This window comes from Arthrobacter sp. TMS2-4 (assembly GCF_054511075.1).
This window is the reverse complement of sequence record NZ_JBTNDI010000004.1, coordinates 120539-133102: the sequence shown is the minus strand read 5'-3', so window position 1 is coordinate 133102 and position 12564 is coordinate 120539. Positions and strand designations below refer to the sequence as shown.

10 protein-coding genes are annotated in these 12564 nt (G+C 69.3%); 2 read left to right on the top strand and 8 right to left on the bottom strand.

Features of this window, described 5'->3' with window-relative positions; all coding sequences use genetic code 11:
- Positions 1-42 precede the first annotated feature (42 nt).
- On the top strand, positions 43-1113 hold the full coding sequence (locus tag ACX80F_RS07590; RefSeq protein ID WP_459335776.1) for an alpha/beta hydrolase: 1071 nt from the start codon (positions 43-45) through the stop codon (positions 1111-1113).
- Here the strand turns inward: ACX80F_RS07590 and ACX80F_RS07585 are convergent.
- From ACX80F_RS07585 to leuA, 3 genes are all read right to left on the bottom strand, one after another.
- Positions 1110-1910 (bottom strand): isoprenyl transferase, encoded by an 801-nt coding sequence (locus tag ACX80F_RS07585; RefSeq protein ID WP_459335775.1) that lies wholly within the window; start codon positions 1908-1910, stop codon positions 1110-1112. The genes ACX80F_RS07590 and ACX80F_RS07585 overlap by 4 nt on opposite strands.
- Positions 1907-2653 (bottom strand): DNA repair protein RecO, encoded by a 747-nt coding sequence (recO, locus tag ACX80F_RS07580; RefSeq protein ID WP_459335774.1) that lies wholly within the window; start codon positions 2651-2653, stop codon positions 1907-1909. The genes ACX80F_RS07585 and recO overlap by 4 nt, the downstream gene beginning before the upstream one ends.
- 75 nt (positions 2654-2728) lie before the next feature.
- Positions 2729-4471: a 2-isopropylmalate synthase gene (gene leuA / locus ACX80F_RS07575; protein WP_459335773.1), complete on the bottom strand. Its 1743-nt coding sequence runs from the start codon at positions 4469-4471 to the stop codon at positions 2729-2731.
- 229 nt (positions 4472-4700) lie between these two features.
- Here leuA and ACX80F_RS07570 point away from each other — a divergent pair, with 229 nt between their 5' ends.
- Entirely contained in the window at positions 4701-6659 is a 1959-nt protein-coding gene (locus ACX80F_RS07570; RefSeq protein ID WP_459335772.1) for a M13 family metallopeptidase, read from the top strand.
- A gap of 66 nt (positions 6660-6725) precedes the next feature.
- On the opposite strand, the gene ACX80F_RS07565 is transcribed toward ACX80F_RS07570, so the two are convergent.
- The 5 genes from ACX80F_RS07565 to ACX80F_RS07545 form a co-directional block, all read right to left on the bottom strand.
- Positions 6726-8285: an LCP family protein gene (locus tag ACX80F_RS07565; RefSeq protein ID WP_459335771.1), complete on the bottom strand. Its 1560-nt coding sequence runs from the start codon at positions 8283-8285 to the stop codon at positions 6726-6728.
- A gap of 163 nt (positions 8286-8448) precedes the next feature.
- Positions 8449-9378 carry a GTPase Era gene (gene era / locus ACX80F_RS07560; protein ID WP_459335770.1) on the bottom strand — a complete coding sequence of 310 codons (930 nt, stop codon included), beginning with the start codon at positions 9376-9378 and terminating at the stop codon, positions 8449-8451.
- Positions 9375-10676 (bottom strand): hemolysin family protein, encoded by a 1302-nt coding sequence (locus tag ACX80F_RS07555; RefSeq protein WP_459335769.1) that lies wholly within the window; start codon positions 10674-10676, stop codon positions 9375-9377. Before ACX80F_RS07555 ends, era begins: the two co-directional genes overlap by 4 nt.
- Positions 10673-11146: an rRNA maturation RNase YbeY gene (gene ybeY / locus ACX80F_RS07550; protein ID WP_459335768.1), complete on the bottom strand. Its 474-nt coding sequence runs from the start codon at positions 11144-11146 to the stop codon at positions 10673-10675. The genes ACX80F_RS07555 and ybeY overlap by 4 nt, the downstream gene beginning before the upstream one ends.
- Complete coding sequence (locus ACX80F_RS07545) at positions 11143-12177, bottom strand: PhoH family protein (RefSeq protein ID WP_459335767.1); 1035 nt, start codon at positions 12175-12177, stop codon at positions 11143-11145. Before ACX80F_RS07545 ends, ybeY begins: the two co-directional genes overlap by 4 nt.
- Positions 12178-12564: the final 387 nt, after the last annotated feature.

Below are 12564 nucleotides of genomic sequence, written 5' to 3'. Positions count from 1 at the left end.
GACCCATGGGCGCCCGGCGGGCCGCGCCGGTAGGGTCGGGGCATGGACGAGAGCTGGTCGGAGGACATCCTGGGGGAACCCTTCCGCGCCCTGACCCTCCCCCTCGAGCCCGACGACGAGGGCCCACGTGTGGCCACCCTCGTGGCGTACGAACCGGACACGCCCGCCGGTGCCGGCGCTGAGGCGGCCGGCCCCTCCCGGGTGCTGCTCTACATCCACGGCTTCAGCGACTATTTCTTCCACGCCGAACTGGCCGAGGCGCTCTCGGCGCGGGGGTGGGCTTTCTTCGCGCTGGACCTGCACAAGTACGGACGCAGCCTCCTGCCCGGCCAGACACCCGGGTTCGCGATGTTCCTCGAGGAGTACGACGACGACTTCGAGGCGGCTCTGGCCGCGCTGCGGGCCCGCCTGGCGGCACGAGCGGGAACGGTGGTCGACGCGGCACCCGGCCCCGAGGTCGTCCTGATGGCGCACTCGACGGGTGGTCTCACCGCGACGCTGTGGGCGGCGCGCAACCCGGGGCGGATCGCGGCGCTCGTCCTGAACAGTCCGTGGCTGGACACGCAGGGCAGTGCGTTGCTGCGGAGTGCGGCGCAGGGCATCCTCGAGACCCTCTCGCGCCGTCGGCCCAAGGCGCGGCTGCGTCTCCCGGCACTGGGGTTCTACTTCAGGAGCATCAGCGACACGCTCGACGGCGAATGGCCGATCGACGCGGCGTGGCGGCCCGAGACGGGTTTCCCTGTCCGGGCCGGGTGGCTCGCGGCGGTCCTCGCGGGCCATACCGCCCTGGCCCGCGGCGTGACGGTCGACGTGCCGGTCCTCGTCCTGTGCTCCGCTGCGTCGACGATCAGCGCGACGTGGGACGAGTCGATGCTGGAATCGGACATCATCCTCGACGTGGTGCCGATGGTGCGTCGCGCGGCGGAGCTCGGGCACCACGTCACCATCCGGCGCCTGCCGGGCGCCCTGCACGATGTCTTCCTGTCCCGGGCCGAGGTCCGCGGCGCCGCGATCCGGGCCGCCGCGGAGTGGATGGATGTGCAGGTCCCTGCCCGGGCCCCGTGGGCGGCCTCCGGAACCGCGGGTCGGCGGCTTCCCGACGGAGGCCGCTAGGAGGACACCCGGTCGGCCGCCTGATCCACCGCTCCCCCGTACCGGCGGTCGCGCGCGGCGTACTCCTCGACGGCACGCCACAGGGTGCGGCGATCGACGTCCGGCCACAGGGTGTCCATGAAGACCATCTCCGCGTAGGCGGACTGCCAGAGCATGAAGTTGGACAGCCGCTGCTCGCCGGAGGTGCGCAGGAACAGGTCGACGTCGGGAAGGTCCGGCTCGTCGAGGTACCGCTGCACGGTCTTCTCGCTGACCGAGGACGCCCTCAGTGTTCCGGCAGCGACGTCTTCCGCGATGGCCCGCGCGGCGTCGGCGATCTCCGCGCGACCACCGTAGTTGACGCACATGGTGAGGGTGCAGGTCGTATTGCCCGCGGTGTGCCGCTCGGCCTCCTCCAGCTCCCGGATGACCGACTGCCACAGCTTCGGCCGGCGCCCCGACCAGCGGATCCGCACGCCCCACGCGTCGAGCTGGTCCCGCTGGCGCCTCAGCACCTCCTTGTTGAACCCCATGAGGAACCGCACTTCCTCGGGGGACCTCTTCCAGTTCTCCGTGCTGAACGCGTACACGGAGACATGGCGTACCCCGATCTCGATCGCTCCCGCCATGACGTCGAGCAGTGCCGCTTCGCCGGCCTTGTGCCCTTCGGTACGGGGCAGCCCGCGCTCGTTGGCCCAGCGGCCGTTGCCGTCCATGACGATCGCCACGTGCGCCGGGACGAACTGGCGCGGGATGGACGGTGCCTGCTCGCCGCTCGGGTGGGGCCACGGTGCCACGGGTCGGGCGGGGTTCTTCATACACGCTCCACATGTTTGAGGGAGGCGACCCCGCGTTCGAGGTGCCATTGGAGGAAGGCGGCGACGAGACCGGCGGCCTCGCGCCGTGCGCCGGCCTCCGAGGCGTCCGCGACCGCCCAGTCGCCCGTGAGCAGCGCGGCGAGCAGCTCCATGGTCGCGGCTGACGGCGACGCCGAACCGGGCGGTCGGCAGGCCGGACAGACCGCACCACCGAGTGGCGCGGAGAAGGCGGAGTGGGGGCCCGGCGCGCCGCAGCGGGCGCAGTCGGTGAAGCTCGGGGCCCATCCTGCCGTCGCCAGGGCGCGCAGCAGGTAGGAGTCCAGGATGAGTTCCGAAGGGTGCAGGGCGCGGCTGAGCGCGGAGAACGCTCCCGCGACGAGCGCGTACTGCGCTCCCCCGGCCTCGCCAATGTCCGTGAGGCGTTCGGCGGTCTCGGCAATGGCGGTCGCCGCAGTGTACCGCCCGTAGTCGGACGCGATGCCGTGGCCGTACGCACCCTTGGTCTGCGCCTGGGTGACGACGTCGAGGGTCCGCCCGTGCGCGAGCAGGAGGTCCACGGACATGAACGGTTCCAGGCGGGACCCGAACTTGCTGCTGGTGCGTCGGACGCCCTTGGCGACGGCACGGACCTGCCCGTGCTCGCGGGTCAGGAGGACGACGATGCGATCCGCCTCACCGAGTTTGTAGGTGCGCAGCACGACGCCTTCGGTGCGGTAGGTGCGTGATGCTGACGATGAGGGCACTGGATCATTGTCCCACCTGCCGCCCCCGCCGGCCCGCTCGACGCGGGACCGCGGGGCCGATGGATCAGGGGCCGGTCAGGCGGCGTCGCGGACGGCGCGATTGACCGCCGAGATGACGGCCTTGAGTGCGGCCATGGTGGTGTTCGCGTCGATACCGACGCCCCACAGCACCCGCTCGCCGACGGCGCATTCGACGTAGGCCGCTGCCCGTGCGTTGCCGCCGGAGGAGAGGGCGTGCTCGGTGTAGTCGAGGACGCGGACGTCCACGCCGTCCTGGCCGAGGATGGTGAGCAGGGCGTCGATCGGGCCGTTGCCCCGGGATGCCTTCCGCTGCTGCACGCCGTCGACCAGGAGCGTCGCGACCAGCTTGAACGAGCCGTCTTCGGCCGTGTCCGTATTGACCGAGGTGAGTTCGTAGTGGCCCCAGGCCTCCGAGCCCCCCTCCGTGCGCGTCGGCAGGTACTCGTCCTGGAACACCGACCACAGCTGCGCACCGCTGACCTCGCCGCCCTGCGTCTCCGTGCGGCGCTGGATGACGCCGGAGAATTCGATCTGCGCCCGGCGCGGCAGGTCGAGGCTGTGTTCGTTCTTGAGCAGGTACGCCACGCCGCCCTTGCCGGACTGCGAATTCACGCGGATGACGGCCTCGTAGGACCGGCCGATGTCCTTCGGGTCGATCGGCAGGTACGGCACGGCCCACGGGAGGTCGTCGACACCGACGCCGGCGGCTGCGGCGTCGCGCTCCATGCTCTCGAACCCCTTCTTGATCGCGTCCTGGTGTGAGCCGGAGAAGGCGGTGAAGACGAGGTCGCCACCGTAGGGGGAACGCTCCGGCACGCTGAGCTGGTTGCAGTACTCGGCGGTGCGTCGGATGGAGTCCATGTCGGAGAAGTCGATCTGGGGGTCGATGCCCTGGCTGAACAGGTTCATCCCGAGCGTCACCAGGTCGACGTTGCCGGTCCGTTCGCCGTTACCGAAGAGGCACCCCTCGATGCGGTCGGCGCCGGCGAGATAGCCCAGTTCCGCCGCGGCCACCCCGGTCCCGCGGTCGTTGTGCGGGTGCAGCGACAGGATGATGCTGTCCCGGTCGGTGAGGTTGCGGCTCATCCACTCGATGGAGTCGGCGTACACGTTCGGGGTCGCCATCTCGACGGTGGCCGGCAGGTTGAGGATCATCTGCCGGTCGGCGGATGCCTCGAACACGGCTGACACCTCGTTGCTGATGCGGGCGGCGAACTCGAGCTCCGTCCCCGTGAAGGATTCCGGCGAGTACTCGTAGGTGATCGCCGTGCTGCCCATGTTCTCCTCGAACTTGCGGCACAGCCGTGCGCCCTGGAGGGCGAGGTCGATGATGCCGTCCTGATCCTGGTTGAACACCACGCGGCGCTGCAGCACGGACGTCGAGTTGTAGAGGTGCACGATGGCGCGGTCCGCACCCTCGAGGGAGGCGTAGGTCCGCTCGATCAGGTGCTCCCGGGACTGCGTCAGGACCTGGATGGTGACGTCGTCGGGGATGCGGTCGCCCTCGACGAGCTGGCGGACGAAGTCGAAATCGGTCTGCGACGCCGACGGGAAGCCGACCTCGATCTCCTTGAAGCCCATCCCCACGAGGAGATCGAACATCTTGTGCTTGCGCTCGGGGTTCATCGGGTCGATCAGCGCCTGGTTCCCGTCGCGGAGGTCGACGGCGCACCAGCGGGGCGCCTTCGTGATCACGCGGTCCGGCCAGGTCCGGTCGGGGAGCTCGACGGTGATCTGGTCCTGGAAAGGGCGGTACTTGCCGAACGGCATACCGGAGGTCTTCTGTGCGTTTCGCATGGGGGGATCGGCCTTGTCTATGGGAACTGAGTGTGCCGGCGGCCGGGCGACGCGAACACCGCGGCGAGGTGTGGCCAATGGCTCGAAGTCCTAGATGGCCTCGCCGCGGCACCGAAGAAGAGTTCTCTGTGCACGCACATTTCCACGATAGCACGGCACATAGGATGGCTTCGGGGGCACTCGGACGAGTGCGGGCCCCGGACGCACCACGAGGAATCAGGAAGCGACAATGACGATCAGCACCTTCGATCCGACCACTCTCGACACGACCATCCGCCCCCAGGACGACCTCTTCCGGCATGCGAACGGCGTCTGGCTGAAGGACACGGTGATCCCCGACGACCGACCGCTCACCGGCTCGTTCACCGCCCTGCGCGACGCCTCGGAGCTCGCCGTGCGGACCATCATCGAGGAGGCAGCGGCGCAGGCGGCGGCCGGGTCGACCGACGGACTCGACGCGAAGATCGGCACCCTCTACGCCGACTTCATGGACACGGCGCGCATCGAGGCCGAAGGGGCCGCTCCGATCGCTCCCGTGCTCGGGCGCATCAGGGCGGTGGCCACGGTCGGGGACCTCGTCGACCTCAGCGCCGACCTCACCCGCTCCGGTGTCCAGGGCCTGGTGGCGCCGTACGTGAGCAACGACGCCGGCAACCCTGATCGCTACCTGCTGCACCTCTACCAGTCGGGCCTCGGCCTGCCCGATGAGTCCTACTACCGCGAGGAAGGCTTCGCCGAGACCCGCGAGCGGTACAAAGAGCTCCTCGCGCAGCTCTTCGAACTCGCCGGGACCGCCGACCCGGCAGGTGCGGCGGGCCGGGTCGTCGGGCTCGAGACACGCCTCGCGGCGTCGTCCATGGGGTCCGTGGAGCGCAGGGATCCGCAGAAGACGTACAACCTGGTGCAGCACGACGCGGTCGCCGGGCTGTCGGGCCACCTCGTCCCATGGCTGCGAATCGTCACCGACAGCCCGGAGCAGGCGGTCGAGCTCGTGGTCAACCAGCCGGAGTTCGTCCGAGGGCTCGACGCCGCGCTGCGCGACGAGGACCTCGGCACCTGGCGGGAGTGGCTCGAGAGCCGCGTCCTGCTGCATGCAGCCGACTACCTCGACGAGCGGTTCGTGGACGCCGCGTTCGCGTTCTACGGCACGCACCTCGCGGGTACTCCCCGGATCAAGGACCGCTGGAAGCGCGGCGTCGCCCTGGTCGAGGGAGCGCTCGGCGAGGCGATCGGTCAGCGGTACGTCGAACGGCATTTCCCGGCGACGCACAAGGCCGCCATGCTCGAGCTGGTCGGCAACCTGATCGCCGCGTACGAAGCGAGCATCACGTCCCTGGCATGGATGACGGACGAGACGCGGGACCGCGCCCTCGAGAAGCTCTCGCAATTCACCACGAAGATCGGTTATCCGGAGACGTGGATCGACTACGGTCCGCTCGAGGTGCAGGCGTCCGACCTCTACGGCAACGTGCTTCGCGCGAACGACTTCGAGCACCGCCGGCAGCTCGACAAGCTCGGCGGACCGATCGACCGCGGCACCTGGCTGATGACTCCGCAGACCGTCAATGCCTACTACATGCCCACCATGAACGAGATCGTCTTCCCCGCGGCCATCCTGCAGCCGCCGTTCTTCGACATCGAGGCCGACGACGCCGTCAACTACGGCGCGATCGGGGCTGTCATCGGCCACGAGATCGGCCATGGCTTCGACGACAAGGGGTCCCAGTTCGACGGCACCGGACGTCTGCGCAACTGGTGGAGCGAAGCGGACAGGACGGCGTTCGACGCCCTGACCGGGCGCCTCGTGAGCCAGTATGCGGCGCTGGAACCGTCCGAGGTGGCGGGCCGGACCGTCAACGGCGAACTCACCCTCGGCGAGAACATCGGCGACCTCGGCGGGCTGGGCATCAGCTACCGCGCCTACCTGCTGAGTCTCGGTGATGCGGAGGCGCCGGTGATCGACGGGCTGACCGGGACCCAGCGCTTCTTCCTCTCCTGGGCAACCTGCTGGCAGCAGAAGATCCGTCCCGAGGAGGCGAAGCGGCGCCTCACCGTGGACCCGCACTCCCCCAACGAGTTCCGCTGCAACCAGGTGGTGCGCAACCTGGACGAGTTCCACGCAGCATTCGATCTCGGCGCGGAGGACCAGCTGTGGCTGGCGCCCGAGGACCGGGTACGGATCTGGTAGACCCTGTCGGCACAGCCCGGCCCCCGTCTCCTTCCGGAGGCGGGGGCCGGGCTGTGTCGCGGACGGCTAGAGGCCCGATGAGGACTGGCAGGTCACCTCGTCCGCCGTCTGGCCCTCCAGGGCGCTGCCGAGCGGCGGCACGACGACCCTGGAGCCCGTGGCGAGGTCCGCGCCGACGAGCAGCTGCACACCGGCGGCGGACTCGTCGAGCGAGACCTGGCTCTGCGGTACACCGAACCGGGCGGCGAGGTCTGCTGCGGCGGCCTCGTACCCGGTGCTGAAGTAGACCTGCGTCCGCTCCGTGGGGACCGACGGGTAGGTCGCGGTCTGCGTGTATCCGGCGGTGACGAGGAGCTCCTGCAGCTCGGTCGACCGCTCCGGGTCGGTGGTCCCATTGACCACGAGGACCGGCACCGTAGCGGGATCGATGGCCGGGGCCGTGGGCGCCTGGGTGGCGGGGGCCGTGGTGGCCGGGGCCGGGGTGGCAGGAGCCGTCGCGGACGGTTCGGGCTCGTCCTCGGTGAGGCCCCGGTCCTCGCGCAGCGCGTCGAAGAGTGGCGACGCCGCGTCCTCGTCGAGCACGAGACGATTGGGGTCCTCGACCCACGGCTCGGTGGGGACGGTGACGAAGGCGATGTTGGCGAGATCCACGTTCCTCAGGCGGTCCGCGATCTTCAGCAGTTCCGTGGGCCTGGACAGGTCCTCGTTGACCGTGAGGTTCCGCGTCACCGTCTCGGCGATGGAGTACAGGCGGGGAAGATTCGTGAGGGTCCCTTCGGCCTGCACCTTGCGGGCCATGGACGCCAGGAACGACTGCTGGGCCGCGATACGCCCGGCGTCGCCGCCGTCACCGAAACTGTGGCGGGTGCGGAGGAATGCCAGTGCCTGGTCCCCTTCCACCTCACTGGTCCCCGCGGGCAGGGACAGGCCGGAGTACTCGTCGTCCACGGGTTCCTCGACGCACACCTCGACGCCGCCGAGAGTGGAGGACAGCTCCTTGACCGCGTCGAAATCGGCCATCATGAAGTGGTCGATCGAGAGACCGGTGAGGTTGTTGATCGCCGCGACCGTGCAGCCCGGTCCGCCTTCGGCGAGTGCGCCGTTCAACTGGCCCAGATCCATCGCCCGGGAGACCTCCCCGGTATCCGGGTCGACGCAGCTGGGCAGGGGCACGAGCAGGTCACGGGGGAAGGAGACGACGGCGACGTCCTCCCGGTCGGCGGAGAGCGTCAGCAGCATCATGACGTCCGAGTTGCCGTCGCCGGCGGAATCATCCTCGCTGCCGAAGAAGTCCCCGGAGTTGCCCGTCCGCGTGTCCGTCCCGAGGACGAGGATCTGGAGGGGGTCGGTGCTGGAGTCGACGGGAAGTGCAGATTCCCCGTTCTCACCCAGGTTCAGGGGGGAGGTCGCCACGTTCGCCTGCAGGCGGAACACCTGCACCGCGACGAACGCCACAGTGGCGACGAGTACGGTCGCCATGACCATGGCAGCGATCGCGAGCCCCCGATGCCGCCCTCGGCCGAGATGCCGTCCTGCGGGTGCCGCGCCGACGGACGCGTCACCGGGGATCGGCCCAGGGGCGTCGCCGGCGCTCGGGGCGCCATCAGTGGACGGTCGGCGGGTCATGCCCGGGCTCCTTCGGGTGGTCGGATCTGAATCGTATCGCCGGCACAGGCCCGCACACCGGTGCGCCACGGCACCGGTGCAGGCGGAGACGTCGATGGGGTGCGGGAACGGCTGGGGGACGTATCCCGGCAGGACAACGAGCGGTGCCGGGACGTCGTGCCTGTCAGAACCCTAGCTTGACCAGCTGCTTGGGGTCGCGCTGCCAGTCCTTGGCCACCTTGACGTGGAGGTCGAGGTAGATCCGGGTTCCGAGCAGGGCCTCGATGCCCCGGCGCGCGTTCGTGCCCACGTCCCGCAGCCGCGCCCCGCCCTTGCCGATGATGATCGCCTTCTGCGACGGTCGTTCGACGTACAGGTTGACGTGGACGTCCAGCATGGGGTTGTCCTCGCTGCGTCCCTCCCTCGGGATCATCTCCTCCACGACGACGGCGAGGGAGTGCGGGAGCTCGTCGCGTACACCCTCCAGCGCGGCTTCGCGGACCAGTTCGGCCACCATAACGGCCTCCGGTTCGTCCGTCAGCTGTCCGTCCGGGTACAGGACGGGCGACTCGGGCATGTGCCTACTGAAGACCTCGGCGACGGTATCGACCTGGAAACCGTCCGCGGCGGACACCGGCACGATGTCGGCCCACCCGTCGGCCCCCGCCACCTCGGTGCCGAGCTTCGCGACGGCCAGGAGTTGCTCCGTGAGGGCCTGCCGGTCCACGAGGTCGGTCTTGGTGACCACGGCGATCACCGGTTTGCGGTTGAGCCGGGCCAGCTGCTCGGCGATGAAGCGGTCCCCGGGCCCGATCTTCTCGTTCGCCGGCAGGCAGAACCCGACGGCGTCCACCTCGGAGAGGGTGTCGGCGACGAGGTCGTTGAGCCGCTGACCCAGCAGGGTGCGGGGGCGGTGCAGCCCGGGGGTGTCGACGAGCACGAGCTGTGCGTCCTCGCGGTTCACGATGCCGCGGATGGTGTGGCGCGTGGTTTGCGGCTTCGCCGATGTGATGGCGACCTTCTGCCCCACGAGGGCGTTCGTGAGGGTCGACTTCCCCGCGTTCGGCCGTCCGACGAGCGAGACGAATCCCGCCCTGTGCTTCGCGTCGCTCATGTGTCAGCCTCTATCGTCTCTCGTTCGTCCTGTACCGGGTGCTCCGGCGGCAGACGGTAGGTGATCACGTGGGAGACCCGGTTACGGCGGCCCTCCACGCGCTCGGCCCGCAGGCCGATACCGTCCAGTGTGACCTCTGATCCGACGATCGGCACCCTGCCGAGGGTCTTGGCCAGCAGGCCGCCGACCGTGTCCACCTCTTCGTCGTCGAGGTCGAGGCCGAACAGCTCACCGAGGTCGTCGATCCCCATCCGGGCGCTCACCCGGTACTCACCGCCGTCGAGCAGCTCCTGTTCCGGCACCTCGGAGTCGTACTCGTCGACGATCTCACCGACGATCTCCTCGATCAGGTCCTCGAGCGTGACGAGGCCCGCCGTGCCGCCGTATTCGTCGATGACGATGGCCACGTGGGTCGACTCGCGCTGCAGTTCGCGCAACAGGTCGCCGACCGGCTTCGACTCCGGGACGTAGCGCGCGGGCCGGCAGTCGGCGTCGACGGGACGGGACTGGTTCGAGGACGGCCGACCGTGGAGATTCGCCACGACGTCCTTCAGGTACAGCAGACCCCGGATGTCGTCCGAGCTCTCCCCGATGACCGGGATCCGTGAGTAGCCCGAACGGAGGAAGAGGGACATGGCCTGGCTCAGCGTCGAGCCCGACTCGATCGTGACCATGTCGGTGCGCGGGACCATGACGGAACGGACCTTGGTGTCGCCGAGTTCGAAGACCGAGTGGATGAGCTCCGCCTCGTTGTCCTCGATCATCTCCGCGTCGGACGCGCGGGAGAGCAGTTCGCGGAACTCCTCCTGCGTGAAGAACGCGGCCTCGTCCCGCGCCGCGCCCGGCGTGATGGCACTGCCGATCCGCACGAGCCACCGGGGAACCGGGCCGAGGATGGCGCACAGGAAGGACACGAGCCCCGCCGTCAGCCGGACGACGCCGGGGGCGTGGGTGCGCCCGAGCTGCCGCGGCGACACCCCGACGATCACGAAGCCGATGCACGCCATCACCGCGGTGGCGAGGAGGCCGGCCAGCCAGACGTTGTCGAGCAGGTCGTGGAAGAGGATCGCGACGGCGACGGCCCCGGCCATCTCGAACCACACGCGCCAGAACCGGAGGGCGTGCATATGGGCGACAGGAGCGTCGAGGATGCGGCGGATGGATTGCGTCCGGGACTCCTGGACGAGGGCTTCGCCCTCCTGGCGCGGGAGGTAGCTGAACGCAGCCTCGGCGGCCGTCACGAGGGCGGCGGTGAGCGCGAAGAGCAACCCCATCACCGCGAGTAGCCAGATGGTCAAGCGCGCGTCTCCTCGGGAGCGTGGCCGCCGAGGAAGTCGGACAGGAGCTGGCGCTGCAGCCCGAACATCTCCTTCTCCTCCTCCGGTTCGGCGTGGTCGTAGCCGAGGAGGTGGAGGACGCCGTGCGTGGTCAGGAGCAGCAGCTCGTCGTGGGTGCTGTGTCCGGCGGCGGCGCCCTGCGAGGCCGCCACGTCCGGGCACAGGACGATGTCTCCGAGAAGACCGGGGGGGGTCACCCGACCGGGCGTCCCCGGACGCAGCTCGTCCATGGGGAACGAGAGCACGTCGGTGGGACCGGGCTCGTCCATCCACTCGATGTGCAGCTTCTCCATGGCGGCGGTGTCCACGAGGATGATCGACAGCTCCGCCTCGGGATGGACGAAGAGCGACTCGAGCAGGAAGTTCGACAGGCGGACGAGGGAGGGTTCGTCGACGTCGTGACCCGACTCGTTGTTGACCTCGACGCTCATCGGGTGGCGCCCGGCCGGCCGGCGGACGGCTGGGAGGCCCGCTGGGCCTCGTCCCAGGCGCCGTAGGCGCTGACGATGTCGCCGACGAGCCGGTGCCGGACGACGTCGGAGGCATCGAGCTCGCTGAAGTACACGTCGTCGACGTCGCGCAGGATGTCGCTCACCACGCGCAGACCCGAACTCGTGCCGCCGGGCAGATCGACCTGGGTGATGTCGCCGGTGACCACCATCTTCGAGCCGAAGCCGAGCCGGGTGAGGAACATCTTCATCTGCTCCGGTGTCGTGTTCTGGGCTTCGTCGAGGATGATGAAGGCGTCGTTGAGCGTCCGGCCGCGCATGTAGGCGAGCGGGGCCACCTCGATCGTCCCGGCCGCCATCAGGCGCGGGATGGAGTCGGGATCCATCATGTCGTGCAGCGCGTCGTACAGGGGGCGCAGGTAGGGATCGATCTTGTCGTTGAGCGTGCCCGGCAGGAACCCGAGCCGCTCCCCCGCCTCGACGGCAGGCCGGGTCAGGATGATCCGGTTCACTTCCTTGTGCTGCAGCGCCTGGACGGCCTTCGCCATCGCGAGGTAGGTCTTGCCGGTTCCCGCCGGACCGATGCCGAACACGATCGTGTTGCGGTCGATCGCGTCGACGTACGTGCTCTGGTTGAGGGTCTTGGGGCGGATCGTCCTGCCACGCGAGGAGAGGATGCTGACGGACAGCACCTCCGACGGGCGGGCCGCGCTCTGCGTCTTCAGCATGGTGACCAGCTGCTCCAGCACCTGGGGCGAGACCGGCGCGTTGTTCGCCGCCATGGAACGGATCTCGGCCACGAGCCGTTCGGTCCGCAGCACGTCGGCCGACGGACCCGTGATGGTCAGCTCGTTGCCGCGGGCGTGGAGCCCGACGCCGGGAAAGGATTCCTCGATCAGCCGAAGCGCCTCGTCGTTGGAGCCCAGCGCCTGCACCATCTGCTCCGTCGAGTCGAAGAGGAACGTCCTGGTGTCGAGTCCTGCCGCATTGATGCCTGTTGAAGTTTCGCTCATACCTCGGCCGTCCGGCCTTCGATCGCCCCTCATCCTGTGTGTCGTGCTGGTGGTGTTGTCCCGCACCTGCCCGGAAGGCGGGCATGCCCATGGTACGGCATCCTGCCTGTTCCGGCCCTTCCTGCAACGTCGCCCCGACGTCCCTGATTCCCCACCATCGTCCATAGTGCAAGGGATTTTTCCGGTCACGCCTCCGTGGCCGGTCGGCCCCGGGATTCGTAGCGAATAGGCCACGGCTTCGTATCGATCAGGTTTCAGTCACCCCGCGCATCGTCATTTGTCCGGGGGGCGCTGCCGCGCTGTGCCAAGCTGAACCTCGTCCTCCTCGTGCGAGCCGCCTTCCGGCCGCCCCGGGAGGCCACACCCACCCCCATCGCTGGGACCAGC

What these genes read in the sequence shown, in the direction of transcription:
- ACX80F_RS07590 (WP_459335776.1), top strand. Translation starts at nt 43, where the DNA reads ATGGACGAGAGCTGGTCGGAGGACATCCTGGGGGAACCCTTCCGCGCC.
- ybeY (WP_459335768.1), bottom strand. Translation starts at nt 11,146, where the DNA reads ATGAGCGTCGAGGTCAACAACGAGTCGGGTCACGACGTCGACGAACCC.
- leuA (WP_459335773.1), bottom strand. Translation starts at nt 4,471, where the DNA reads ATGCGAAACGCACAGAAGACCTCCGGTATGCCGTTCGGCAAGTACCGC.
- era (WP_459335770.1), bottom strand. Translation starts at nt 9,378, where the DNA reads ATGAGCGACGCGAAGCACAGGGCGGGATTCGTCTCGCTCGTCGGACGG.
- ACX80F_RS07565 (WP_459335771.1), bottom strand. Translation starts at nt 8,285, where the DNA reads ATGACCCGCCGACCGTCCACTGATGGCGCCCCGAGCGCCGGCGACGCC.
- ACX80F_RS07545 (WP_459335767.1), bottom strand. Translation starts at nt 12,177, where the DNA reads ATGAGCGAAACTTCAACAGGCATCAATGCGGCAGGACTCGACACCAGG.
- ACX80F_RS07570 (WP_459335772.1), top strand. Translation starts at nt 4,701, where the DNA reads ATGACGATCAGCACCTTCGATCCGACCACTCTCGACACGACCATCCGC.
- ACX80F_RS07585 (WP_459335775.1), bottom strand. Translation starts at nt 1,910, where the DNA reads ATGAAGAACCCCGCCCGACCCGTGGCACCGTGGCCCCACCCGAGCGGC.